18 protein-coding genes, 1 pseudogene and 1 riboswitch are annotated in these 26910 nt (G+C 47.3%); of the genes and pseudogenes, 11 read left to right on the top strand and 8 right to left on the bottom strand.

Features of this window, described 5'->3' with window-relative positions; genetic code table 11:
* Positions 1-321: 321 nt before the first annotated feature.
* Complete coding sequence (locus ACNAZ4_RS11265) at positions 322-2055, bottom strand: ABC transporter ATP-binding protein (RefSeq protein WP_415814484.1); 1734 nt, start codon at positions 2053-2055, stop codon at positions 322-324.
* A 1115-nt stretch (positions 2056-3170) separates the two neighbouring features.
* Between ACNAZ4_RS11265 and yknW the strand changes: the two genes are divergently transcribed.
* From yknW to ACNAZ4_RS11245, 4 genes are read left to right on the top strand one after another with little or no spacing between them, the layout of a single operon-like run.
* Positions 3171-3836 carry a YknW family membrane protein gene (gene yknW / locus ACNAZ4_RS11260; RefSeq protein ID WP_415814483.1) on the top strand — a complete coding sequence of 222 codons (666 nt, stop codon included), beginning with the start codon at positions 3171-3173 and terminating at the stop codon, positions 3834-3836.
* The gene (locus tag ACNAZ4_RS11255) at positions 3837-4955 is read left to right on the top strand and encodes an efflux RND transporter periplasmic adaptor subunit (protein ID WP_415814482.1); all 1119 of its coding nucleotides are present in this window, start codon (positions 3837-3839) and stop codon (positions 4953-4955) included.
* Positions 4952-5644 (top strand): ABC transporter ATP-binding protein, encoded by a 693-nt coding sequence (locus ACNAZ4_RS11250; protein WP_415814481.1) that lies wholly within the window; start codon positions 4952-4954, stop codon positions 5642-5644. The genes ACNAZ4_RS11255 and ACNAZ4_RS11250 overlap by 4 nt, the downstream gene beginning before the upstream one ends.
* The gene (locus tag ACNAZ4_RS11245; RefSeq protein WP_415814479.1) at positions 5641-6834 is read left to right on the top strand and encodes an ABC transporter permease; all 1194 of its coding nucleotides are present in this window, start codon (positions 5641-5643) and stop codon (positions 6832-6834) included. Before ACNAZ4_RS11250 ends, ACNAZ4_RS11245 begins: the two co-directional genes overlap by 4 nt.
* A gap of 168 nt (positions 6835-7002) precedes the next feature.
* Here ACNAZ4_RS11245 and ACNAZ4_RS11240 read toward each other — a convergent pair whose 3' ends face one another.
* Positions 7003-7338, bottom strand: a complete 336-nt coding sequence (locus ACNAZ4_RS11240) for a hypothetical protein (RefSeq protein ID WP_415814477.1) — start codon at positions 7336-7338, stop codon at positions 7003-7005.
* A gap of 31 nt (positions 7339-7369) precedes the next feature.
* Between ACNAZ4_RS11240 and ACNAZ4_RS11235 the strand changes: the two are divergent.
* The 5 genes and pseudogenes from ACNAZ4_RS11235 to ACNAZ4_RS11215 all read left to right on the top strand — a co-directional run.
* Positions 7370-7663 (top strand): annotated as a pseudogene (locus ACNAZ4_RS11235) (PfkB family carbohydrate kinase); the annotation flags it as partial.
* A 123-nt stretch (positions 7664-7786) separates the two neighbouring features.
* On the top strand, positions 7787-9967 hold the full coding sequence (locus ACNAZ4_RS11230) for an EAL domain-containing protein (protein WP_415814476.1): 2181 nt from the start codon (positions 7787-7789) through the stop codon (positions 9965-9967).
* A gap of 246 nt (positions 9968-10213) precedes the next feature.
* Positions 10214-12997, top strand: a complete 2784-nt coding sequence (locus tag ACNAZ4_RS11225) for a response regulator (protein ID WP_415814475.1) — start codon at positions 10214-10216, stop codon at positions 12995-12997.
* A 39-nt stretch (positions 12998-13036) separates the two neighbouring features.
* A complete protein-coding gene (locus ACNAZ4_RS11220) occupies positions 13037-13843 on the top strand; it encodes a CheR family methyltransferase (RefSeq protein ID WP_415814474.1) in 807 nt (268 codons plus the stop codon).
* A 122-nt stretch (positions 13844-13965) separates the two neighbouring features.
* Positions 13966-14877, top strand: coding sequence for a G protein-coupled receptor family protein (locus ACNAZ4_RS11215; protein ID WP_415814473.1), 912 nt, complete (start codon positions 13966-13968; stop codon positions 14875-14877).
* 468 nt (positions 14878-15345) lie between these two features.
* Here ACNAZ4_RS11215 and ACNAZ4_RS11210 read toward each other — a convergent pair whose 3' ends face one another.
* Positions 15346-16488: a PP2C family protein-serine/threonine phosphatase gene (locus tag ACNAZ4_RS11210; protein WP_415814472.1), complete on the bottom strand. Its 1143-nt coding sequence runs from the start codon at positions 16486-16488 to the stop codon at positions 15346-15348.
* Between the two features lie 208 nt (positions 16489-16696).
* Here ACNAZ4_RS11210 and ACNAZ4_RS11205 point away from each other — a divergent pair, with 208 nt between their 5' ends.
* Positions 16697-18868, top strand: coding sequence for a beta-propeller domain-containing protein (locus ACNAZ4_RS11205; protein WP_415814470.1), 2172 nt, complete (start codon positions 16697-16699; stop codon positions 18866-18868).
* 305 nt (positions 18869-19173) lie between these two features.
* Here ACNAZ4_RS11205 and ACNAZ4_RS11200 read toward each other — a convergent pair whose 3' ends face one another.
* The 5 genes from ACNAZ4_RS11200 to ACNAZ4_RS11180 all read right to left on the bottom strand — a co-directional run bounded on the left by ACNAZ4_RS11200 (position 19174) and on the right by ACNAZ4_RS11180 (position 24740).
* On the bottom strand, positions 19174-19569 hold the full coding sequence (locus ACNAZ4_RS11200) for a VOC family protein (protein ID WP_415814499.1): 396 nt from the start codon (positions 19567-19569) through the stop codon (positions 19174-19176).
* A gap of 169 nt (positions 19570-19738) precedes the next feature.
* A complete protein-coding gene (locus tag ACNAZ4_RS11195; RefSeq protein WP_415814469.1) occupies positions 19739-21085 on the bottom strand; it encodes a GntP family permease in 1347 nt (448 codons plus the stop codon).
* Positions 21086-21251: 166 nt separating this feature from the next.
* Complete coding sequence (gntK, locus tag ACNAZ4_RS11190; RefSeq protein ID WP_415814468.1) at positions 21252-22787, bottom strand: gluconokinase; 1536 nt, start codon at positions 22785-22787, stop codon at positions 21252-21254.
* Complete coding sequence (locus ACNAZ4_RS11185; protein ID WP_415814467.1) at positions 22780-23508, bottom strand: GntR family transcriptional regulator; 729 nt, start codon at positions 23506-23508, stop codon at positions 22780-22782. Before ACNAZ4_RS11185 ends, gntK begins: the two co-directional genes overlap by 8 nt.
* A gap of 326 nt (positions 23509-23834) precedes the next feature.
* Complete coding sequence (locus ACNAZ4_RS11180; RefSeq protein ID WP_415814465.1) at positions 23835-24740, bottom strand: nuclease-related domain-containing protein; 906 nt, start codon at positions 24738-24740, stop codon at positions 23835-23837.
* Positions 24741-24848: 108 nt separating this feature from the next.
* A riboswitch (Lysine riboswitch) is annotated at positions 24849-25026 on the top strand.
* A gap of 152 nt (positions 25027-25178) precedes the next feature.
* Between ACNAZ4_RS11180 and ACNAZ4_RS11175 the strand changes: the two genes are divergently transcribed.
* A complete protein-coding gene (locus ACNAZ4_RS11175) occupies positions 25179-26780 on the top strand; it encodes an amidohydrolase (protein ID WP_415814498.1) in 1602 nt (533 codons plus the stop codon).
* Positions 26781-26910: the final 130 nt, after the last annotated feature.

Raw genomic sequence — 26910 nt, 5'->3', positions numbered from 1 at the left:
ATGGACTATGACCTCCTTTGGTTGGGTGGGTGATTGAGTAAACTTGGTTAAGTATCTCAATCGTAGCATAGTCATGGGACTTTTTTTGTGTCTGAAATCAGTATTTCATACACCAGGAAATGATAAAAGCATTTTTGTGTGGATAACTGCATATGGGTGTCTTAATCCAGCTCCAGCGCCTAGCCCCTCGAGATGCTTGTCTAGCTGCGGCTCCTAACTCCTCGAGACGCTTCGGTCCTGTCAATGAAGTCAAAGAACGACTTCACTGCCAGGCCCTCCAGCGCTTGTCGGGGCTGAACAAGGCGCTTGCGCTTTTTCTTCTTACGCCAGCTGCTGCTCGGCGAATTCTCGATATAAGTCATGCGTCTGGATCAATTCCTGGTGTGTACCCATTCCGGTCACCCGTCCTTTTTCGATAAAAACAATCTTGTCAGCATTGACGATGGTGGAAAGTCTGTGGGCGATGACGAATGTCGTCCGGCCTTCCATCAGCCGGGTAAGTGCCTGCTGGACAATGCCCTCTGACTGGCTGTCGAGGCTGGCGGTCGCTTCGTCCATCATCAGGATTTTCGGGTCGCGGAGGAAGGCGCGGGCAATCGCAATCCGCTGTCTTTGGCCGCCGGACAGCTTGACGCCCCGTTCGCCGACTTCGGTATCAAGCCCTTTCGGGAATTCTGCAATGAACTGATCGGCATAGGCCATTTTCGCCACTTCCCACAACAGTTCATCGGGAATTTGCTCTCCATTTTCCAGCCCATAATACAGGTTTTCACGAATCGTTCCCGCCATCATCGCGCTTTCCTGGGAGACATAGCCGATTTGGCTTCGCCAGGAATTCAGCGAAAGCTGCTGGATATTCGTATCACCAATCCTGATTTCTCCTCGGGTTGGCTCATAAAACCGCTCAATCAGGCCAAACATCGTCGTCTTGCCGCCCCCGCTCGGTCCTACAAAGGCGACCATCTGCCCGGGCTGCGCTTCCAGCGAAACTCTCTCAATGACGGGTTCCTCTTCACTATAAGCAAAAGAAACCTGTTCAATCGTGATCGGCTTATTGCTGATATCCATTTCAACACCCTCAGCATTTTCCTCCAGAGGCTGATCGAGGATCTGGATGATCCGTTCAGTCGCCCCTTTCGCTTTTTGCAGCTGAGTAAAGAACATCGCGAACGAAGTGATCGGCATGATGATCTGGAACAAGTAAAGCAGGAAGGCGATAAGCGCACCTGTCGTCATCGTCCCGTTCACCACGCGCATGCCGCCATAGGCGATGATGATGACGATGACGACCATGATCATCAGCTGCATGATCGGACCGATCAAGGCGAAAATCCTCGCTTCCTTCAGACCATAGTTGAACAGTTTCCCGATTCCGTTAAAACCGTTCTCTTCTTCAATTTTTTCAGCAGTCGAAGCCTTCATGAGGCGAATCTCCCCTAGTGTCTGGGTGATATGGCCGGAGAAAACAGCGGTCTCATCCTGCAAGCCCCGCGCGATTTTGGCCATTTTCCTGCCAAGCGGGATCATGATGGCAAGCGTCAGCGGAACTGAAATGAGCATCAGCAAAGTCATTTTCCAATCCATCACAAGGAGAATCACGACAGCACCAATGATCGAGATGATGCCCGTCGCGAAATTCGGGAAGTGGTTCGTGATCAACTCTTTGACAATACTGGTGTCATTGACAATCCGGCTGACCGTTTCACCGCTCGATTGCTTGTCAAAATAACGCACCGGCATCCGGATCAGCTTCGACCACATCCGCTCCCGCAACCGGGCCACCACTTTTTGCCCGACGTAGCTAAGCAGGTAGATCGAAATCCCGCTGATCAAGGCTTGAACGATAAACGCCGCTCCAATCGCGAGGATAAGCGGAAGGCTGATCGCTTCCACAGAAAAACCATCAACAAGGTTCTTCGTCAGAAGCGGAACAACCAGGCCCGCCAGAGTCGTGATGACACTGGCACCCATCCCCGTATAAAGCGCCGCCTTCGGAAGATTCGTTGATCGTATCAATGATAAAAAAGGCTTTAAGCTTGTAGACTGTTTTTCCATTACCATTCTCCTATTCGTACTGGTTGCTTCCATCATAAACCACTTTAAGCATAGATGGAAATATGGGTGTAAGACATAAATAGCTATGATAATCGCCTCTTTTTTCTTCAAAAATAAACAAGCAGTCTGGTACACGCATATGATGAAGATGAACAAAGGTTTGGAGGTGAAGCATATGAGTAACGGTGTTCATGCTGCATGCAGCGTGTTCGATTTGTTTCTTGCAGTCCTGGTGGGCGTAGGGTTGATCCTGTTATCTACTTTTGGGTTGGTCGCTGCAGTCCTCGCTGTACTTGGCGCGGCGTTTGCTGCTATTGTAAATACAATTGTAGGTATCATTGGGTTAATCGTGGTTCTCCTGTTTGCCTACTGTCTCTTACGGAGATTGTGGCGTTGTTGTTTCGGAGGACGCTGCTAGAGAAGAAATGAAAACCTGTTAAGAACCATCGAGAAAGCTTAAAACGGCGGAAAATCCGGTACAATCGGGCTTCTGCCGTTTTTTTGTCTAGTAGGGAGGATTCAGGGGAGCGGGAAAGATACCCTTTTAAAAGGAGAACCCACGCCAAAAGGGCACCATTTAGGCAAAAAGATACCCTTTTGAGAGAAGGACCGCCACTATAAGGGCACCATTCAGGCAGTAAGATACCCTTATGAGGGAGGAACCAGTGCCAAAAGGGTACCATTCAGGCGGAAAGATACCCTTATAGAGAAGAACCCCCCACCATAAGGGCACCTTTATGGAAGAAAGATACCCTTATGAGGGAGGATTCGCCATCATAAGGGTACCATTAAAGCGGAAAGATACCCTTATGAGGGAGGATTCGCCATCATAAGGGTACCATTAAAGCGGAAAGATACCCTTATGAGGGAGGAACCGCCACCATAAGGGTACCATTAAAGCGGAAAGATACCCTTATGAGAGCAGATCCGCCACCATAAGGGCACCTTTAAGGCAAAAAGATACCCTTATAAAGAAGGAATCACCAGGATAAGGGCAACATTCAAAAATGTAACCCTCCAAAATTTACCTAAAATCTGATTAATTTTGAAACTTTTTACATATCAATCTCGTAAAAGATAAGGCGAAAGGCTTAAAAAGAATGGGAGTGTATTGTATGGAACAAGAAGTGAACAGCAAATTGGAGAAACCGAGATTAATCAAAATGTTCTGGAGTCCTGGTGAGCAGTTTGACCGGATCCGTCAAAACCCGAGGATTTGGGTTCCGTTGATTGTAGTGAGTATTGTGTACGCGATTGGCATGTATTTGATGACCTTATCGATGGATGCTTCTTATCTGGGGCTGGATGATATGAGTGAGGAAGAAATTGCGATGGTGATGGCTTTTTCAAAGGTGTCTGTTGCGGTGACGGGAATCCTGACGCCGGTGTTTGTCGTGCTGATCTCGAGTGCGATTTACCTGATTTTTACGAAGATTGCCGGGTCTGATGTAAAGTTCAAACAGCTATTTTCCATGAATACGCACATTATGATCATTGGTGCTGTCGGACTTGTGCTGAATATGGCGCTGAAGGCGGCTATTGGCGGAAATCCTGAAGTTTTCATTACGAGTCTCGCGGGTCTGGTGAACAGCGAAAAGGCTGGTGTTCTTGGATCGATCGAGGTATTCTCCATCTGGCAAACGATCTTGACTGCCATTGGCCTCCATCGCGTTGCGGGTCTGTCGAAAGGCTGGGCATGGGGCATTGCCATCGTGTTCTTCCTGATTGGCATCGGCTTTGCGATTCTTGGAACCATGTTTTCCGATGTCATGGGTGTGTAAATGAATAAGAAAATCTGGATTGCCATTGGTGTCGCCAGCCTGGTTGTGCTGATGGCAGGAGTGAGCATATACAGGCAGGCCTTTGCGAAAGGGCAGGAAGTGAAGGTGGAGAACCCGGCACAGGAAGAAATTGCGGATGAAATCATGATTCCGGGAACTGTCATCCTCGAGGAAGAACAGAAAGTCTACGCATCCCCGGAAAAAGGGAAGCTGGAGAAAATCCTGGTCAAAGCTGGCGAAAGTGTCAAAAAAGGCGATGTGTTGGCGAAGTATGATGCCAGTGCCTTGACTCTTGAGCTGGAGCGGGTGAAACTTCAGGCCGAATCAGGGTATCTGAGGATCAACCAGCTGGATAAAAAGATAAAAGATGTCCGGGAGAAAGAGTCTGAGCTTAGCAAACAAATAGGGAAAAAGGCAGCAAAAGACCAGACCGAGGCGGAAATCGACCAGCTTGATTCGGAAAAAAGGCTGGCAAATATCGACCTCCGACAGGTGCTGCTTCAACAGAAGGATGCAGAAGCGCGACTGCAAGATTTAGAGATTAAGAGTTCAATGGATGGCGTTGTCCTCCAGGTGAATGAGGAGAATACGGCGGACCCGGCTGCAGCAGTGAAGCCGGTGATCCATATCGGGAATCTGGAGACAAAAGGCGCTTCCGGTAATTTATCCGAGTTTGACAGCATGAAGGTAAAAGAAGGGCAGAAGGTCGTGCTCCGTTCCGATGTGCTGCCAGATCAGGAGTGGAAAGGCGTTGTCGATGAGGTGGCGATTTTTCCAGAAGAGTCTCAGACTGCCGTGATGGGCGAGAATACTGCCGCACAATATCCAATCAAGGTAAAAGCCAGGGGCATGGAGCTGAAGCCGGGCTTCCAGCTGATCATGGAAATTGAGACCGAGCGGAAAAAGGCACTCACCGTACCTGCGGAAGCCGTCCTGACTGACAAGGATACAGCTTATGTGTTCCTTTTAAAAGAGGGGAAAAGCCACAAGCAGGAAATCGAGACAGGGATCGCTTTCGGCAGCAAAATGGAAGTCGTCAGCGGTTTGAGCAAGGAAGATCAGGTCATTGTCAATCCATCCGACAAGCTGAAGGATGGAATGGAAGTGGAAGTAGAATGATCGAACTGAAACAGATTACAAAATCGTTTGAAGTCGGCAGGGAAACGATTGAAGTTTTAAAAGGAATAGATTTAAGTATCGAAGCGGGAGAATGTGTGGCCATCATGGGTCCCTCTGGTTCGGGGAAATCGACTTTGATGAACATCATCGGCTGCCTTGATAAACCGACTGCCGGAGAATATGAGCTTGCCGGTGAAAATGTCTCGCGCTATTTGGATACGGAGCTCGCGAAGGTAAGGAACCAATCGATCGGGTTCGTGTTCCAGCAGTTCCATCTCCTGCCGAGGCTGACGGCAGTCCAGAATGTCGAGCTTCCGATGATTTACAGCGGCATTGCGAAAAAGGAGCGGCTGGAAAGGGCGAGGGCTGCACTTGAAAAGGTTGGGCTTGGCGACAGGATGGATCATCTGCCGAACGCCCTGTCCGGCGGGCAAAAGCAGCGTGTCGCCATTGCCAGGGCGATCGTGAATGAGCCGAAGATCATCCTCGCTGATGAACCGACTGGCGCGCTGGATACGAAAACGAGCGAGACGATCATGGAGCTGTTCACCGGCTTGAATGAGGAAGGCTCGACGATCGTCCTCGTCACCCACGAAGCGGAAGTCGCGGAATATGCGCAGCGGATCATCATGGTCAGGGATGGGCTGATCGTCTCTTCCACACCAGCCGGAAGGGGAGTGCGATCATGAACATGATGGAGAATCTGCGGATGGCCCTCGGTTCCCTGAAGGCGCATAAGATGAGGTCGATTTTAACGATGATCGGCATCATCATCGGTGTCGAGGCGGTCATCATCGTCGTTGCCATCGGCCAGGGAGGCGAAGCGATGCTGAAAACGCAGCTGACCGGACCGGGCAACACAATTGAGCTGTTTTATCAGCCGTCAGATGAAGAAATCCAGGCTAATCCGAATATCTTCAATGAAGCGCCTTTTGAGCAGGAAGATATCCGTGCCCTGGAAAAAATACCGGAGATCAAGCAGGTAGTAGCGTCGAGCTCTCAGCTTTCAAAAGCTTCATATAAGGAAGAAGCAGTGGACGCCTCGACAACAGGAGTGAGTGCAGCCTTTTTTGAAATGAACGACATCAAGACGGAAAAAGGCAGGAGCTTCTCATCAGCTGATTTTCTCGGCGGCAGAAGGGTCGGGATTGTCAGTTACTCGATGCAGGAGGAATTGTTCGGCGGCGAATCACCGATCGGTAAAGTGATTCGGATAGGTGTCCAGCCGATTGAAATCGTCGGCGTTCTGGAAAAGCCAACTGGTCTGTTCGCGTTCGGAGCAATGCAAGTATACGTACCGACAAAAACCTGGCAGGTCATTTACGGCAAAAGCGAATTTAACCAGGTCACCCTTCAGGCGGCTTCCGCTGACGAACTGCAGATCGCCGGGAAAAAGGCGGCCGACCTTTTGAACAAGATGCATAATACAGAAGATTCCTATATGGTCATCAACATGGAGGAAATGGCTGAAGGAATCGGCAAAATCACCAAGGTGATGACCCTGATCATCGGCAGCATCGCCGGGATTTCCCTGTTTGTCGGCGGAATCGGCGTCATGAATATCATGCTCGTCTCCGTCACGGAGCGAACGAGGGAAATCGGTATCAGGAAAGCGCTTGGCGCAACCAGGTCGCAAATCATGACCCAGTTCCTGATCGAATCCGTCACGCTGACGCTGATCGGCGGCGTACTCGGCATCCTGCTCGGCTGGGGTTCGGCATCATTGATTTCCTATTTTGCCGGCTGGCCATCGCTTGTATCATGGCAAGTCGTCACCGGAGCCATGCTGTTCTCGATGATCATCGGCGTCGTCTTCGGACTGCTGCCAGCCAATAAAGCATCAAGACTCGATCCGATCGAATCCTTGAGGTATGAGTAGAACTGCATCTAGAAAAAGTGCAGCGGTCGCCTGAAAAGGTTCTCGCTGCATTTTTAACTGGAAAAAAAGCGGGGGAATTTCCAATTCGCTATAAAGATGAAAAAGTCGCTATAAAAATTTAAAACTCGCTATAAAAACGAAAAAGTCGCTATAAAAATAGAAAACTCGCTATAAAAATAAAAACCTCGCTATAAACCAGGAACAGCACCTGCTTTTCCTCGTTTCCCGACCGCAAAAATTAAGGATGTGAACGTTATGACGTGTCCTCGCTTCTTCTGGATGGTTGGAAGACAATGCCCTTCCCCATTTTCCTTCTTCATAGATATAGTGCTCGACGACATCACCATACTCCATGAAGCCATCGAGGAAACCCAGGAACTCCACATCTTCCCCACTGAACTCATAAACATACGGAAGAGAGAGCGGAAATTCCTTTTTATAGTCCTCCCCGCTTAAAAATGGGTAATCATCGCCTTCCTTGTGGAATTCTTCTATCGGTTTCATCGTTGCGATGAAATAATGAGGCGCAGCGGGTGCTGATTTGTATGTGAAGGATGCGAAATGGGAGTCATACGGCTACAAGGTCGATGTCCAGGACACCACTGGTGCTGGAGATGCCTTTATCGGCGGATTCCTTTATAAGCTGCTTGAAGCGGGTGCAAATCCAGATAATCTGATTGAAGTTCTTAAGGAGAAACATCTCCAAATTCTTCGTTTTGCTAATGCCAGCGGAGCACTTACGGCTGCCGGTAAAGGAGCGATATCCGCTCTCCCTGAAAAGGATCAGGTTCAAAAATTAAGAAAGTTTCAAGAAAAAGCCCTTGATTAAGGGCTTTTTATGCATGGAAACACTATTTGTAAACAAATACCAGTGTAACCATAGTCAGGGATTGTCGATATATATACAAGGACATGTATATACTTCTGATTTTTAAAAAGGACGGTGATTTTCATGCAGCCAGATTTAAATAGCAGCTCTCTTTTTGAGGTTTATCAATCATTATTCAATTTTAACCATGATGCCTGCTATGCCCTTGATATAGATGGGAATTTCATTTTATTCAATGAAGCGGCCGTAGAAATCACCGGATACCCGCTCGATTCTGCACTGGGAATGAACTTCGTTTCGATTGTCCATGAGGATTTCCTTGAAGAGACAATCGGGCATTTCAAGCGTGTACTCAGGGGGGAGCGGGAGAGGTTTGAAACGGTTATCATAAGAAAAGAAACTGGAGAGCAAGTGAATTTGCTGCTGACAGTTGTGCCGATCAAGGTTGGCAATGAAATCCTCGGTGTGGTGGGGTGTGCCCAGGATATTTCGGAAAATAAAAGACTTGAAGCCATGTTGAGCGGGAAGAACCGCATCCTGAAAATGATGGCGAAAGGAGCCTCTTTTCAGGAAGTGCTGGATGAAATTGTTTTTTTCATAGAGAGCTTCACGAACGGTGCGCATTGTTCGATCCTGCTTGCCGACCAGGAGGGGAAGCGGCTGATACACGGCTCGTCTCCCAATTTGCCCCCAGCATATAACAAAGCCGTCGATGGAATTCAAATTGGCGAAAATGTTGGCTCATGCGGAAGGGCTGCCTTCATAAAAGAATCCGTGGTGGTCACCGATACAGAGGATGATCCATTATGGGAGGATTATCGCGGCCTCGAGCTTTCCCATAATTTAAAAGCCTGCTGGTCCTCGCCAGTTTTCGACGATGACCACAAGGTGATTGGCACGTTAAGCATTTACTACTGTCGTGTGAGTTCTCCGCTGGAAAATGACAGGGTGATCATTGAGCAAGCGACGAATCTGACCAGTCTGGTCATCCAGCATTATCATGCCAAAAAGAAAATTGATTTTATGGCCTATCATGACGCCCTCACGAATCTGCCTAATCGCCGCTTTTTTGATGAAAGGGCTAAGCAGGCGATTGCCGGGACAAAGGTGGAGGATGGGGAAAAACTTTGCCTGATGTTCCTTGACCTTGACCGTTTCAAGTTTGTGAATGATTCCCTTGGTCATTCGATAGGTGACCGGCTGTTGGTTAAAGTCTCTGAAAAATTCAAGGAGATTCTTGGTGAAGGTGCCTTGTTCTCAAGACAGGGGGGCGATGAGTTCACCATTTTGCTGGAGCATACAACGAAAGAAAAAGCTCAAGACATAGCCCGAGTCATCTTAGAAGTGTTAGAGGAGCCCATTGTGATTGACGGAACGGACATTTTTATCTCAACAAGCATAGGCATGAGTTTTTACCCGGAAGATGGTGAGGATGTGGAGATGCTGCTCCGGACAGCAGATGTGGCCATGTACCAGGCTAAGAAGCAAGGGCGGAATAACTTCCAGGTCTATGACGTGATGCTGGATGCAAAAGCATATGAGGAAATGCAAATCGAAAATGAGCTGCGAAAAGCACTCGAACGGGAAGAATTCGTGCTCCATTATCAGCCGATTGTGAACCTATGCAAAAATGAGATCAAAGGAGCGGAAGCGCTCATTCGCTGGGAAAATGAAAGGGTCGGCAAGGTACCGCCAGATCAATTCATCCCGATTGCTGAAGAAACAGGCCTGATCATTCCGATTGGTGAGTGGGTGCTGAAAACGGCGTTGCTGCAGCTCAAGGATTGGCACGAGAACGGATTGGAGAATCTAACCATGTCGGTGAATTTATCCATCCGCCAATTTTACCAGCCTAACCTGCTCGCGATGATCCGGGAAGCGATTGAGCTAGCCAGAATCGAGCCCTGCTTCCTAACGATTGAAATTACCGAAAGCATGACGATGGACGTGGAAAAGGCGAGCGTCATCCTGAGGGAATTGAAGAAGCTTGGAGTCGGTATTTCCATTGACGATTTCGGGACTGGCTACAGTTCGCTCAGCTACCTGAAAAGATTCCCAATCGACCATCTGAAAATTGACCGCTGCTTCGTCAGGGATATCGCGGAAAATAAAAGTGATGAAAACATCGCCACGACGATTATCCTGATGGCGCATAACCTTGGACTATCGGTCATCGCGGAAGGTGTTGAAACAGCGAGCCAGCTGAAGCTGCTCAGACAGCATCGATGCAATGAAGCGCAAGGCTATCATTTCAGCAGGCCGGTACCGGCAGAAGAGTTTGCCAGAATAAAAGTTTCTTCGTGATCGTGATTCCAAGCCGAGTATGAAACCATCAGGTTTTATACTCGGTTTTTTCGTTGTGAAAATCCTTCTCTTTTCTGAAACTACTACAAAAACTTCATGCTTTTTCTTCATTAAAAGCAAAGCCTTTCCGGCACCCTCTGGTGTTTTCCTCCCAATGTTCGCCAATAATAGCTTGTAAATAGCTATGTGACAGGGTTTTTGTTATATTGATAGAAGTACAGAATTCGAGTGAAAGCGGGGGAGAAGATGGGCTTTAAAAAGAAGCAATATGTCGGCTTGGGGCTGACGGTGTTATTCTTGTTCATCTTATTGTTTACCATTCTGGCGATGATGAATTCAATCAGGGAAAACCTGCTTGAGATCGTGGAAGATCGCTATACAAAAGTGAGCACGGTTATGGAAATCAGGAAGGAGCTTTATCAGAGGGACCGCAACCTTGTTGAGTTAATCACGGAGTACGGGGAAGAAGAAGGGTCGACAATAGAGGAAGGAAATGCTTCCCGTGACCAGATGGATATTGCCCAGACGCTTGTAGAGCTGGAAACGATCCTGAACCGGAATAAATCAAAGGTGCTTGTTGCTGAAGTCCAGGATGCATACCGCGAATATGCTGGGGTGGAAAACAGGATCAATGGGCTGATCGCGAATGGAGCAAGCCAGGCCGAAGTACGCGGCCTCTATCAGAGTGAGCTGGGGACAAGGAATGTATTATTTGAGAAAATCGAGGAGTTCAAAGATTTTCAGGAAGAATTGATGAACGGGGCAATGAAGGATGCAAACGAGACCTATAATAATCTGGTCAAAGGCCTGATTGGAATGGTCATCCTGGCCATCGTCCTGATCACTGGTGTAATGCTCTGGGTCATCCGGGATACGGTTGGCACGGTCCACTCCTTTACAGAGTCGATCAAGAAGGTCGATTTCAATGATTTGTCTTCGATTCCCCGAATGGACGGTGACATAAAGGGTGAGTTTGGCGAGATTGCCCGAGCCTATAATTCGATGGCCGTTTCCATCGAAAAGCTTACTGAGAAGGAAAAGAAATATAATGAAGAAATGCAGGAACAGAACTGGATTCAATCCAACTCTGTCGAGGTAGTGAAGCTTTACAGCAGGGAAGTGGCCGTGTCGTCTCTAGCAGAAAACTTCATGAAAAAGCTGACGCCAGTCATGAACGGAAACCTTGGCGCTTTTTACCTGAAAGATGAAACCGCTGGAGAGCCGTATTTTAAAAAGATTGCCTCTTTTGCTGATGAAGCTGGGCGTGATGGTTTTATTTACGGCGAAGGGATGATTGGCCAGTGTGCGGAGGAAAAACGCAGTGTTGTGCTGAATGACATTCCTGCTGACTACAGGACAATTTCTACAGGACTGGGTGATGCAGCGCCGAAGAGCATCGTCATGGCCCCTGTCATGCTGAAGGATGAAGTGATTGCGGTGGTGGAAGTTGCGAGCCTTTCCGGGTTCAGTCCAGCCAGCCTGAAGCTTCTTGAAAATGTCATTGAAACGCTGGGAATTGGACTTGCCAATATCATTGGCCGGATGGAAGTGGAGCGCTTGTTGCTTGAGTCCCAAGCCCAGACGGAAGAGCTGCAGGCGCAATCCGAGGAACTGCAATCCCAATCCGAGGAACTGCAGGCACAGTCAGAAGAATTGCAAATGCAGACTGAGGAGCTGCGGATGACGAATGAGCAGCTGGAGGAACGTTCACGCGATGCGGAGCTGAAATCCGAAGAATTGCAGGCGGCAAAGGAAGATCTGGAACAGAAAGCAAGAGAGCTTGAACAGAGTTCGACCTATAAATCTGAGTTCCTCGCTAATATGTCCCATGAACTGCGGACACCATTGAACAGTATCCTGCTCCTTTCCGAGATGCTGCTTGATGATGAAGAGCATGGTCTTTCAGAGGAACAAAAGGAATTCTCGAAAGTCATCCATTCTTCAGGGCAGGATCTGCTGAACTTGATCAATGACATCCTTGACTTGTCGAAGGTCGAGGCCGGGAAGCTGGAAGTGAGCTTCGAAGAGGTGTTCCTTGATGAGTTTACGGAGCGAATTGAACGCCAATTCGCACAGGCTGCGAAGAATAAGAAGATTGATTTTACCGTTGAAAAGGCTGATGACGTAACGCCAATTATCTATACCGATGAACAAAGGCTGCAGCAGATTTTGAAGAACCTGCTATCCAATGCCTTCAAGTTTACGGAAAAAGGTTCTGTCTCCGTAAAAATCGAGAAAGCGAATGCGAAGGAAACGATTGGCTGTCCGCTTAAAGGGCAGTCTGATGCGTGGGTGAAATTCTCGGTGACGGATTCGGGAATCGGTATTCCGAAAGATAAGCAGCGGATGATTTTTGAAGCATTCCAGCAGGTGGACGGCGCGACGATGAGGAAGTATGGCGGCACCGGGCTCGGCCTGTCGATTTCAAGAGAATTTGCGCTCCTTCTTGGTGGAGTCTGCAAGGTGGAAAGCAAGGAAGGCGAGGGCAGCATCTTCACGCTCATCCTCCCTAACCTGCCGGATGGCTATCCTTCCATGGCCGGTTTCGAAGTGCACGATCAGGTGGCAGCATCCTTGGAGAGCACAGCAGAACCTGCGCCGCTTTTACCAGATCCGCCACAAGCGGAAGAAGAAATCATTGTCGGGGAAACGACAGTCCTTACGGGTAAAACCGTTGTGATTGCGGACGATGATCACCGCAATATTTTCACCTTGAAGAATGTCCTGAAAAAAGAGGGCATGAATGTGGTTACGACTGTTAATGGGGAAGATTGTCTTGAGAAGATGAAGGAAATCGATCGGGTCGATATCATCCTGATGGATATCATGATGCCGGTCATGGACGGATATGAAGCGATCAGACAAATCCGCAGGAATGAAAATAATAAGGACCTGCCGATCATTGCACTGACAGCGAAGGCAATGAAGGGCGACCGTGAAAAATGCCTTGATGCGGGAGCGAATGATTATATCAGCAAGCCGATGAAGCTGGACCAGCTGTTGTCAGCCATGCGTGTTTGGCTGTCATAGATGCTGGCGACGATCAGGATGAAAGCAGAGGGTTGAAAGGTGAAAAACGAAGAATTAGAACTTGAATTGCTTTTGTTGGCGATCTATCGCCTGTCCGGCTATGACTTCAGGAATTATATGCGCTCTTCGATCTTGAGGAGAACTACAGCAAGAATGAATGCTGAAAAATTGTCCAGCATCACGGGTTTGACCGAGAAACTCATTCATGATGAACGGGTTTTGGATGACATCCTCAAGGATTTCTCGATTAATGTCACGGAAATGTACCGTGATCCTCCTTTTTTCAAAGCATTGCGCGAGGAAGTGGTTCCGCTCTTGAGGGAGCTGCCGGAGATCAGGATCTGGCATGCTGGCTGTTCGACCGGGGAGGAAGCCTATTCGATGGCGATCTTAATCGAAGAGGAAGGCCTTGCTGATCGGACAAAGATCTATGCGACAGACATGAACGAAACCGTCCTCGCGAAGGCCGAATCCGGGACAATGCCATTGCACAAAATGCAGGCTTATACGAAAAATTACATCATGGCTGGGGGGAATAGATCATTCTCTGAGTATTACGATGCGGATAGCGAATTCGCCCGCCTCAAGCCATCCTTGAAAAAGAATATCGTATTTGCCCAGCATAACCTGGTGACAGATGGTTCCTTTAATGAGTTCCATCTGATCATCTGCCGCAATGTCCTGATCTATTTCAACCTGGAGCTGCAGAAGCAGGTATTCCAGCTGTTCAATGAGAGTCTCAGTCAAGGAGGTTTCCTGGGCCTTGGTACAAAGGAAGCAGCGAGGGTCGAACTAGGCTTTTTGGAAGCCTTCAATTCCCGGGAGAAGCTTTATCGCAAAAAATAATCTCCAAAAAACAGTGGATTTCATTTGGGAATCTGCTGTTTTTTTTGTATTTTAAGGCATTGGAATATGGTAAAATTGGGAAAAAGATTGATTGTGCTTGCATGGTCGAAATGGAGGTCAAAATGGTCGCAGGTGTGTATCCAATCCTGTTGCTTGGCAGTATCCTGTTTTTAGCTCGGAAAAAGGACGATTCAGAGCCTTATTTCCTGCTGAAGATCATAGGCTATTTTATGTTAGGTTCATTTGCGTTTACTGTTAATGATTTTTCAGTGCCGCTAGGGTTTCTTGTGTACTTGTTGGCTTTTCGTCCAAAGCTGAATTTGCGGGCAAAGAGGCTGGCTGCTTACTTCGGCGTGATCGCTTTTATCCTGACCTACTGGATTTTGCCAATGGTGAGCAATGAATGGGAAGGCCGGCCTGCATACATTGAAAGTGAGCTGGGTTCCGTTTATAATGTGAATTTTCAGGATGAAAATGAGCTGATCACGCAAAAACTGGAATCGAGCGGCAACAGCTGGAGACTTGAGGAGTTTGAAGTGGAATATGCAAAGGATGGCAGAATAATAGGTTTAAGATGGCAGTTGCTTGGCCAAAATGACAATCATTTTGATCTTTATAACATTATATATGAAACGGATAAGAAGAAATATCGAGTAACGCATAGTCAGGTGGATTCATGGCTTCAATATGATGAGCTGGTTGATGCGGGCCGGTTCTTTGAAGTGATGAAGGAGCTTGATCGTAAAGAGCTGACGGCTGCCAAAGCAAGCTTCCCTTCTTACGTGATAAGAAGTTCAGGGCAACGAGAGGCATATGCCGTAGAAGATGAAGATAATTTCATTCTTTCAGATGGGATCATTCAAGAGTTAACTGACGACCAGCTTCCCGTCGAGGGGTATTCTATATTAACCTATGGAATGGAGAAAACCGACGAAGAGAGAGATGAACAGGGAACGATCATACATGAAAGCTTTCAAGGTGCCGACTCGGCCGCATATTTATTTGACGTCTCGGAAGTGGAAGAGGATAACTAGAGAGAGCAAAAAGCAGAGTGGAAAATCCACTCTGCTTTTTTACTGTTTATGAAATTATAAAAGTATTTTTGTGCGGATAACTACATATGGGAGTCTTAATCCAGCTCCAGCGCCTAGCCCCTCGAGACGCTTGTCTAGCTACGGCTCCTAACTCCTCGAGACGCTTCGGTCCTGCCAATGAAGTCAAAGAACGACTTCACTGCCAGACCCTCCAGCGCTTGTCGCAGTTGGGCAGTCGCCTCCGCTTTTCGAAATCTAGTGTCGCCTCCTAGAAACTCCGAAACTTCAACTCCGCCCGCAGAAGCAAAAAGCGCTTCTTTGTCGGAGTCTCCAGTTTCTGCGTTTCTGGGCAGTCGGCTATACTTTTCGTTTTCGGTCCTGCCAATGAAGTCAAAGAACGACTTCACTGTCAGGCCCTCCAGCGCTTGTCGGGGCTGAACAAGGCGCTTGCGCTTTTTGTTCCTGCTGCTATCTCGCCTGAATCAGCACGGTGCACATATCGTCTGACCCGGCTTCCTTTTGTTCAGGTGTCAGGATGAGATCAAGAGGCTCTTTGACACTTGCCTCCTCCATAAACTTCATGGTGGTGTTTTTCAGGAATTCCGTTCCTGCCTGCTCGTATTTGTCGATGGCTTCATGGACGCCGTCTGTACAGATGAGGAGCTGCACGGAATCGGAGTAGGAGATGGTCGTTTTGTTTGTATGTATGTCAGAAAAAAAGCCGACTGCACACGTATTGCTCTTCAGTTCCTCGATATGGTTACCGTCGATCATCGCATGCGCCGTCGGATGGCCTGCATTGATATACTCGATTTTCCGCTGCTCGGTATCCAGCGTCAGGTAAATCGCAGTAAAATAATAAGGGATTTTTTGATTATGTAGGTTCAGGGAGTTCATCCATTTGTTCAGCTCGCCGATTACATACTCGGGATCAGGATTCGAGCGGATGGCATCGCGGAGCACGGATGAGATGAACATGCACACAAGTGAAGAGGATATTCCGTGTCCCATCATATCCAGCTGGATGACCGCATATCGATGTTCGTCGATTCTGTGCCAGTAGTAAAGATCCCCGGCCAGCTTGTATGCCGGCAAATAGGAGGCTTTGATCAGGAGATTCTCCTCCTCGACAGGCAGGCTGAGCAGACTGGTCTGGACTTGCATCGAAAGTTCAAGTTCGTTGACAATCTTCTCTTCCTGCTTTTTGTGCCAATCCTTCTCATATTTTAACCTTAATGCGACCCTGATTCGCGCCAGCAATTCCGTTTTCTTGATCGGCTTCATCAGATAATCCATTCCCCCTGCATCCAGCGCCTCCACAACCTTGTCCGTATCTTCAAGGGCGGTGACGAAAATAACAGGGATATCCTTCAGATGGGGGAGTTCCTGAAGACGCCGGCATGCATCGATCCCGTCCACTTCAGGCATCATGATATCCATCAGGATCACATCCACCTGTTCCGCAATGATATAAGGATGTTCGGATTCCAGATAGCCGAATAAATCATGAGCCGACGTGAACGAAAGATGATCTTTGTAACCGGCCCGGTTCAATAACTTTTCAATGACAAATAAATTCGCTTCATTATCATCGACGATCAGAATGCTCATATGTAATTCCTCTCCGTAACAAATTCAACAGATTTATATACCCATCTTATCACTTGATTAAACCTTTTATTATAAAAGCAAGCTGCAGAAACGGATTATTTTTTGCCCATCTCTGTCATGATTGGAACCTTACGGGGAATTATTTTTGGGAAAAATTGAAACACCTGGCATCAATCCTCGTCTAATTTTACAAGGGGGATGAAAAAAGATGAAAAAATGGTGGATCCTGGGCAGTCTTGTCTTTATTTCGATTGTGATGTTGGCATTTTATTCTCTGTCCCAATTCAAGGTAGTGAATGCATGGGAAGAAGAGCAGGTAGTGCTGCCGAACAAGGTCTGGCAGCTGCAATTTTCCGATAAGCTTTCGGAAAAGAGTCTCGACTCGGACTTGATTTATGTCACAAATGACCAGGGTGAGAAGCTCGACACGAAGCTTGAGCTGGGGGACGGCCGCAAGACCATTTACATCCATCCGCCGGAAAAAGGATATGACTCCAAAGCAAAGCAATATACTGTTCATTTTAAAAAAGGGATTAAATCCGCGCTGGGACGGGAATTGAATTCTGCCCAAACGTGGAAGTTTGTTGTAAAAGAAACGCTTCCGACTGTTGGCAGTCAGGAGAATCTGGCGAGTTATTTTGAAAAAATCCTTGATGAGGAAAAGAAGCAACGAGGCTGGTTTGGCGGAGTGAAGGACTCCATCTCTGAAGATAAAGCGTCAGAAGAGTCAGTGGCAGCGGATAAATCGGGAGGCGGCGGGGATGTTTCCGAAACGAATGTCCAGGTCCAGGGCGTGGATGAAGCGGATATCGTCAAGACCGATGGCAAGAGCATTTTTCAGGCTGAGTATGATAAAGTGCGCATCATCCAGGCGGTACCCGGTGCACAGATGAAGGTTTTATCGACGATCCGTTACGGCCAGAATTTTTCACCGTACCAGTTGTTCCTGCAGGATGATCAGCTGGTGGTCATTGGCCATCAGTACAATGAACTCCGCAAGTCATATGAAGATGCCGCCAAGGATTCGCTGGTTGCCCCGATGATGCAGACAACGGCAGTCATTGTCTATGATGTGAAAAATCCAGCTGATCCGAAACAGGTCCGTGAAGTCAAGGTGGAAGGTTCGTACGTTTCGGCAAGGAAGGTGGAGAACCTTGTCTATCTTGTCACGCAGCATTACCCGGATTACTGGCTGCTGAAGGAGAACCGAAGAATCGATATCAGGCCGAAGTTCACTGATACCGTGCTGGGGTCAGAGGAAAAAACAGTCACTTATGACGATATTCACTATTTCCCGGAATCGCGTCAGCCGAACTACACGATGATTGCTGCGCTTGATCTCGACCAGCCGAAAAAGGAAGTTGCCATGACGACCTACCTAGGCAGCGGCAATCAGCTGTATATGTCGAAGGATAACCTATATCTAGCTGTTGAAAATTATGGCGATATGGATTTCAAAGAGCGCGGTGTCCTTGCGCCTGACACCGATGTCCATAAATTTGAGATCAAAGGCATGGAAGTCAAATACCACAGCTCCGCCACCGTACCGGGAACGGTGCTGAACCAGTTCTCGATGGATGAGCATAACGGTTATTTTCGTGTCGTGACGACGAAAGGGTATGCATGGGATGAGAAGCGGCCGTCCTCCAACCATCTCTACATCCTCGATAAAAACCTGAAGGAAACCGGGAAGATCGAGGAACTGGCGCGTGGCGAGAGAATCTATTCCGCCAGGTTCATGGGTGACCGCATTTATATGGTTACGTTTAAAGAAACCGATCCGTTGTTCGTGTTCGACGCAAGCGACCCGGCCAATCCGAAAGTGCTGGGCGAATTGAAAATCCCTGGCTTCAGCAATTACCTGCATCCATATGATGAAAACCATATCATCGGATTTGGCCAGGATACGAAAATCGTCGCGGAAAAAGGCTCCACGCAGCCGCGGATCCTGACAGATGGCGTCAAGATCTCGCTATTCGATGTCAGCGATATGTCCAATCCGAAAGAAAAATTCACCGAGGTAATTGGCGGGCGGGGCACCTACTCACCCTTGAATCATGACCACAAAGCCTTGCTGTTCAATAAAGACAAAGACATTTTTGCCTTCCCAATCTCGGTTTACCAGAACAGCGACAAGAACGAATACGAGCAAATCTTCGAATATCAGGGAGCCTACGTTTATAGTATCGATCCGGTGGCCGGCTTTAAGCTGAAGTCCAAAGTCACCCACATTAACGGCGACATGCCGTATTACGAAGACTGGGAACACCAGATCCAGCGCCTGCTCTATATCGGGGACACACTGTACGCCGTATCAGCCGAGAAAATTACCAGTCATAATATCGGCAGCTATGAAAAGGTAGGGGAACTGGAGTTTTAGGAAGCAAGCAGATTACACTACCAATAGAGAAGGCTCTTTTGCACTCTGAGCAGAAGAGCCTTTTTTGCATCCAACGCGGGTCGCGTCTTTCTTGTACCTAATGTCGAAGAGCCTTTCTAACATCCAACGCAGCTGCGTCTTTCTTGCACCTAACGCAGAAGAGCCTTTCTAACATCCAATGCAGCTGCGTCTTTCCAGCGTCCTAAGCAGAAGAGCTTTTCCAGCATCCTAAGCAGAAGAGCTTTTCCAGCATCCAACACAGCCGTGTCTTTCTGGCACCAAACGCAGAAGAGCCTTTCTAGCGTTTAATTCCCCAAGCCAGCTGAATTCTGCAGCACAATCCTCCAGCCATCAGGGTCGGCAATCGTCACGCCTGCATTTTTCCAATAAGGGTTCTCTGGTTCGACTTCGGGATAGCCCATATCATGCAGCCGCTGTGCGATTTCGTCCCGCGCCACTTTGTCGGGAATGTAGAAGACTAATAGATTGTCTTCGGTTGGAGCAGGGCAGGGGCTGCCGTTTGTATGCTGAGTGAATTCCAGGTGGTAGCTGAAATCAGGCAGGCCGAGCATCACGCCATCATACCCATCATGATTTTTAAATCCGCCAACAACTTCAAGCCCAAGCCCATCTCGATAAAATTCAACTACTTTATCTAATTGATCCGTTGGCCGGGCGATTCGGAATTGGACAGCCTGCATTTTATTTGACCGGATTTTTTTCAATGTAAGCACCTCAATCGAGTTTTATAGGTTTATTTTACAATGAGGGGAGCTAAAGAGATTCAGAGAGAAGCATGAATTCTATTCAGACTTTAGTTGTAGAAATGCTAAAAAGGCCAGCCCCTTCAAGAGGGCTGGCCACAATTTTTTAAACAAATAGGCTAAGCAAGAGGACGAATCCAAGTCCAGCAATGGAAATGATTGATTCTAATAGTGTCCACGTTGCGAATGTTTCTTTCATGCTCAGGCCGAAATATTCTTTGAACATCCAGAAGCCAGCGTCGTTGACATGTGACGCGATCAAGCTTCCTGCTCCGGTTGCAAGAACAACAAGTGCAAGGTTAACATCGCTTGTGCCAAGCATTGGAATGACGAGGCCAGCAGTTGTCAAAGCAGCAACTGTTGCAGAACCAAGCGCGATACGCAGGATGGCTGCGATGATCCAGGCAAGCAGTATCGGTGATAGTGACGTGCCGTTGAAAAGTTCAGCTACATAGTCACCAACGCCGCCAGTGATCAATACTTGCTTGAAGGCACCGCCGCCGCCGACGATCAACAGCATCATGCCGATATGGGAGATGGCAGTTGCGCAAGATTCCATAACCGTCTTGATTGGAATGTTACGAGCGATACCCATTGAATAAATCGCGAATAATAGAGATAACGTCATCGAAGTACCAGCGTCACCGATGAATCGGATCGATGCTAGGAAACTATTATCTTCGAATCCCATTGTTTTTTGAAGCAAGGTAATGATTGTTGCGATTGACATCAAGATGACTGGAAGCAATGCTGTGAAAACACTGATGCCGAAGCCAGGTGTTTCTTCAAGTTTGAACGTTTTTTGCTCACCTAAAGAAGCAATGCTGCCAGTTTTGTTGAATGAATCAGGTACAAGCTTTTTAGCAAGTTTCGTAAAAACAGGTCCCGCAAGAATAACAGTTGGAATAGCAATGATGAAACCGTAAAGCAATACTTCACCAATGTTAGCGCCAAACTCACCAGCGATAACAGTTGGACCAGGGTGAGGAGGCAGGAAGCCATGTGTGACAGATAAAGCAGCAGTCATTGGAATACCAAGATACAAAATTGAAACTTTTAATTCTCTTGAAATCGCAAAAACGATTGGAATCAATAATACTAAACCTACTTCGAAGAATAGAGCAATACCGATAATGAATGAAGCCACAACGACAGCCCACTGGATGTTCTTTTCACCAAATCTGTTCACAAGCGTCATCGCAATCCGCTGGGCACCGCCCGAATCTGCGATCAATTTACCAAGCATCGCACCAAGACCGAAGACCAGCGCCAGGTGACCAAGCGTTCCGCCCAAACCAGCTTCAATTGTTTTGACAACCTCTTCCAATGGAATACCAAGTGCTAAGGCAACACCGAATGAAACAATAATCAAAGAAACAAAAGTATTTAATTTAAGACCCATGATCAACAATAGTAATGCTAAGATACCAACTGCTACAATAACCAATGGCATTGTAATTTCCCCCTAAGATGTCTGTAATTCCCGCTTTGGAGCGGGTGTTTGTAAAATAAGGCTTTTTAAGAACTCTGGCTTTCTTTAAAAAATAAAAGCGCTGCCAATTTTGTGCAGGGATCAGATGACCCCTTTTTTAATCAAGCTTATTTGAATAAAAGCTCCTTTATTTAATCAAGCTTCTTTGATAGTTGGCAATTCTTGAATAATCTTGTTCCAGTGCTCGCGTTAAGCTGATGAAAATCGGCACGAGCTGCCTGTATTCTTTTGCTGCGTCTTCATCTGGCGTATGCTTGTGAGTGCTGCCAATCATTTCGGAAGCGACTTCAAAGGAATCGATTTTTCCAGTCGCATAAAGCCCGAGGATGCAGGCGCCAAGGCATGAACTTTCATAGCTTTCAGGCACGACTACCTCTAGGTCAAAAATGTCGGACATCATCTGGCGCCAAACATCTGACCTTGCAAAACCGCCGGTAGCCTGGATTCTTGTTACCGGGCTCTCCATCGCTTCAGTAAGAGCCAAGAAAACTGTATAAAGATTGAAAATAACCCCTTCTAATGCTGCTCGGATCATATGCTCTTTTTTATGGGACATCGTCAGTCCGAAGAAGGAGCCGCGGACATCAGGATTCCAAAGTGGTGCACGTTCTCCTGCAAGGTACGGATGGAACAGCAATCCCTCCGCTCCAGGCCTCACGCGCTCAGCGATCTTCGTCAGCACATTGTAAGGATCGATTCCCAGGCGTTTTGCCGTCTCGACCTCGGAAGACGCGAATTCATCCCTGATCCAGCGAAGGACCATCCCGCCATTATTGACAGGGCCGCCGATGACCCAGTGATTTTCCGTGAGTGCGTAACAGAAAATCCGGCCTTTATCATCCGTTTGAGGCTGGTCGATGATCGTGCGGATGGCACCGCTTGTCCCAATCGTCACCGCGATTTCACCTTTGCCAATCGCATTGACGCCGAGGTTGGAAAGGACACCGTCACTCGCGCCAATGACAAAAGGAGTTTGCGGGTCGATTCCGAGTTGCTCCGCAATTTCCCGATTGATGCCCGTGAAAATCTTTGTTGTCGGGACAAGCTCGGATAATTGGTTTCTGGTGATTCCGGCAATTTGAAGGGCTTCTTCATCCCAATCAAGCTTTTTGAGGTTCATCATCCCCATCGCCGATGCAAGTGAATGGTCAACGACATATTGGTCAAAGAACTTTTTAAAAATGAATTCCTTGATGCCAATGTATTTTTTCGCGTTAGCGGCGATTTCGGGACGGTCGTTCACAATCCAGGCAATCTTGCTTAACGGCGACATCGGATGGATTGGCGTTCCGGTACGCTTGTAAATTTCATGTCCATTGAGCTCTGTTTTAATTTTGTGCGCCCATGCTTCACTGCGGTTATCCGCCCAGGTGATGCATGGTGTGAGCGGCTCATCCTTTTCATCGATCGCGATGACGCTGTGCATCGCACTGCTGAATGAGATGAACGCCAGCTTTTTTTGCTGATGGTGTTTCATGATTTTCGTGATGGCAGTGAGGACTGCCATATAAATTTCTTCTGGATCTTGCTCGGCCGTTGAAATATCCGGCGTGTGGAGAGGGTAGCCGATGTTCTCCTTTTGGATGACTTCACCTTTTTCACTGAAAAGAACAGCCTTCGTGCTTGTCGTGCCGATATCGACACCCAGCATATACTCAGTCATTTTTCTCAACTCCCTTGGAAAGCGTTTGCTGCGATATCCAAAGGTCCTCAACTTTACCTTGAACATCATCAAAATTTTGGTGTAAAGATTTAACCATAAGTTCGCGATTCTTCGTTTTGATGGCTTCAATATAAAGCTCGTGATTCTCGAGAATGCGATCGAAGTCTTCGTACTTTTCTTCAATCCTTACCCTCATCGATAAAAGAATGAAAGCCTCCATGACGGGCTTCGTGTTATCCCAGATCATTTTGATATAGGAATGGTTGATGGCCCTGATGATTGTTTCATGGAAAAGTACATCCTGAAAGGAGAATTCATCCGCATCCTTGTACTTGATGGCGATTTTCATCATTTCGAGGATTTTGCTCAACTCAGTGACCAGATGGGACGTATCTATTTTTATCAGTCGTTCAAAAACAAATGATTCGATTAATAAGCGGACATCGTATATCTCTTCAACATCATTTTCAGTCAAGCCAATGACCACAGCACCCATTCTTTCCAGGCGGATCAAATTTTCAGAAGCGAGGATTTTCAGCGCTTCACGAATTGGAGAACGGCTGACCCCAAAGTCCGCGGCCAATTTGTTCTCCGAAAGAGTGGCACCGCTTTCAATCAAACCCGAAATAATTTGCATCCGCAGCTCACTCGCGACACGGTCACCAGTAGAAGCCTTCGAAAGCCATTTTTGAGGATAAAGAAACTCTTTATTTTCAGTCATTTCCTCACCTTCCCAGTTAATCAAGTATACTTGTATACAAGTATTATAAAACGAATCTGAGAAATTGCAAGCGTTTTCTGTTGGGGTTATTTTGCCAATTATCTTTGCTTATATTCTAATGTGGTTACTTTCTATAACATTGTGCCCGAAAAAGGTATCGCAACAGGAATAGAGTCGTAGAAAGAACGAGGCTGCGCCCGAAAAAGGGATCTCAGCAAGATTACGGTCGCAGAAAGGANNAAGCTGCGCCCGAAAAAGGNATCNCNNCAAGATTACGGTCNCAGAAAAAAGNGTCCACTAATATAGTAGACACTAATCAAGGGTTATTATTCGTAATAGCGCCTGTTAAATTCTCCAATGTAGGAAAGGTTTACTTTTAATATTCTTCTAATTGTTTTCTTGGACAATATGCCTCCAGTCCACTCAAATACAGACTGGGTCGTCACCTTAATTTCAGGAAAAAGTATCTGGAATTCCTTTACAGTTTGAACCATAGAAGAATCTATATTCTTCAATTGTCCACATTGAATGCAAATAAATTTGCTTTTACTATGAAGTTCATAAAACCCCCCACACCCCTCACAAATTACCCCTTTCCTCAACCCATCAAAATCATACTCTGGCACTCGGCTAAATGGTGATTTCTTAATATGCAAGGACAATAAGGCTTCGGCCAGCTTGGTATGTTTGCTGGTCAGCTTGGAAGAGACTCGGTTCATATTTTTCATAAAGCGGTTCAGTTGGGTTGGCAAAACTATGGGTGATTTGACTGGTGCTTGCAAAAGGGTGAATTCCGGGTTGATGAACACGAGGTGGGGTTCGAGAGGGATGTAGAATCCGAGGTTCTTCAGCAGTTGTTTAAGCAGGGCTTCGGCGCGGTTTAGCTGGTGGAGGGGGTTTTTGGTTTCGGCACCAGCGGCAGTCTTGAATTTTTCTCCATCCAAATAATAGTCGCCTTCCAGATTTTTTACTTCAAAAAGGTGCAGCCGGTCTTGCGTGATCACGAAGGAGTCAATTTGAAAGAGTGTGCCATTCACTTCCAGTAACAAGTCGTTGATAATTAAACTCTCCACTCGGTGGTTCGTAAACCATTTGTCAAATTGCACTTCGCCTTCGTAGCCCTTCTCCAGCGTGTACAAGTTTGATGCCACTTTCTCTTCCAGCTCCAGCCGGGGCTTCAACGCCAGTAAAATCTCTAATTCCTCTGGTTTGGTCCGTTCTTTTACTATCATAGTCCACTTCCTTTCTCCTTCATTTTAAAAGAATCCAAAGTAAAAATCAGTGAACATTCTGGGGCATTTATGATACTATTAAGCTAATTTCATATGATCTTATCAGATCGGTGAGGTAGAGGAGCAAACAGCAAGAGTAGGCCATCGGAGTATGACATCAATGATGGTGGCTGGAAGGGTTGTTTGCCGAAGCGTGGCCAGGGTCAGACTGGTTACTGCTGGGATGCTTTCTGAACAAGGAGCAGACTGTCATGCTTGAATTGGCGCATGGAGAACTACTGATCGAAATGGGAGATAACGTGTATTGTAAAAGCAATGACCGGTTATTTCTGTCGTTGCTTTTTATATGCTAGAGCTTTTCATCCATTCCTTCTATCAAACTCCACTCCCGGGCATGTGCCTCTCCTGGCTTTTTATTTAACCAAAAAGGAGAGAATCATCTTGAGAACCATCTACAAAAATGGAACCATCTATACATTCAATTCACTAAACCCAATTGTACAGGCTGTGGTCATTGAAAATGGCCGTTTCATCGATATGGGAACTTCTGTGGATATGGTGCTGCAATGGGGCAGCCAGGCGCAAATCATCGACCTCGAAGGGAAAACAGCCACTCCTGGTTTGATTGACAGCCATCTTCACTTATCGATCATGGCGGATAGCTTCATCAATCTCGATTTTGTCGGAATCACTTCAAGGCAAGAAATGCTGGCAAAAATAAAGCGGAAAGCGGATCAGCTTGAGCCTGGCGAATGGATTGTCGGCTCAAGCTGGGACGAGAACCTTTTTACTGACGGAGGGATTCCGACGATTACGGAGTTGGATTATGTAGCGCCCGCAAATCCTATATTTTTAACAAGAACATGCCTGCATGCGACGCTAGTCAACAGCAAGGCACTCGAGGTGAGCGGCTATCATCCGGGCGTGAGTGTTCCGGAGGGCGGCACGATTGTATTGGACGAATCAACGAAGCAGCCGACGGGATTGTTCCTGGAGTCAGCGGCCAATATAGTCAGGCAATATATCCCGGAGCGTTCTTACGACGACTGGAAAAAAGCGATGCGCCAGACGATGCAGTTTGCGATGAGCAAGGGACTGACCAGCGTGCATACGAATGATCCGCTGTATCTCGGCGGGCTTGAAAAAACGTGGAATCTGTTCAATGAGCTGTTAAATGGAGAGCAGCTTGGCCTGCGAAGCAATCTGCTTATCAACCATGAATTTTTACCAAACCTTAAAGAAGCAGGGATGTACACAGGGTACGGTAATGATACGCTGCAAATCGGTGCGGTGAAGATTTTTGCAGATGGAGCGTTCGGCCGGAGAACAGCGCTCCTGTCAGAACCATATAGTGACGCAGCGGGCCATTACGGCGATGCGATGTATGACCAGGAACAGCTATTTGAAATCGTAAAAGGGGCGCGTGACCTGGACATGCCGATTGCGGTCCATACGATTGGCGACCAGGCGCTGGAGAATGTCCTGGATATCCTTGACCAGTTCCCAGCTGCAGCCTATCGTGACCGTTTGATCCACGCACAGGTTTTAAGAGAGGAATTAATTCCGCGTCTCAAAGCACCTAGCAGGATTGCCGACATCCAGCCGCGTTTCCTTGCGAGTGATTTCCCGTGGGTCCAGGAACGCCTTGGCGAAAAACGGATCAAGCTTTCCTACGCTTGGAAAACGCTGATGGAAGCTGGCGTGATTTGCGCTGGCGGCTCGGATGCGCCAGTGGAACCAGTTGATCCAATTCTCGGAATCCATGCGGCAGTGACACGCAAAAAGCCGGGTGAAAACCACGAGGGTTATGTACCTGAGCAAAAATTATCAATGGTCGATGCATTTCGCCTGTTCACCGAACTCGGGGCCTATCCGACCAATGAAGAGACGGTCAAAGGCACGATTGCCCGCGGAAAATTGGCGGATATGACGGTGTATTCAGCCAATCCATTTGAGATGGCCGATCCGGACGAATTATTGTCCATGCACATCGACATGACAATCATCGGAGGGGAAGTCAAGTATCGCAGTCTCTCATAAGCATAAGAACGGTACTTCTGATTCCAGTTGGAGGCAGGAGTGCCGTTCTTTTTAGTTTTATGGCTAAAGTCCTAAAATTTTCTGAAATCGAACCGAAATAATTAATATGAAGAGAAACGGTAATGGACTA

The organism is Mesobacillus thioparans (assembly GCF_965138835.1).
GTDB lineage: Bacteria > Bacillota > Bacilli > Bacillales > Cytobacillaceae > Mesobacillus > Mesobacillus thioparans.
This window is presented reverse-complemented; position numbering and strand designations above follow the sequence as displayed.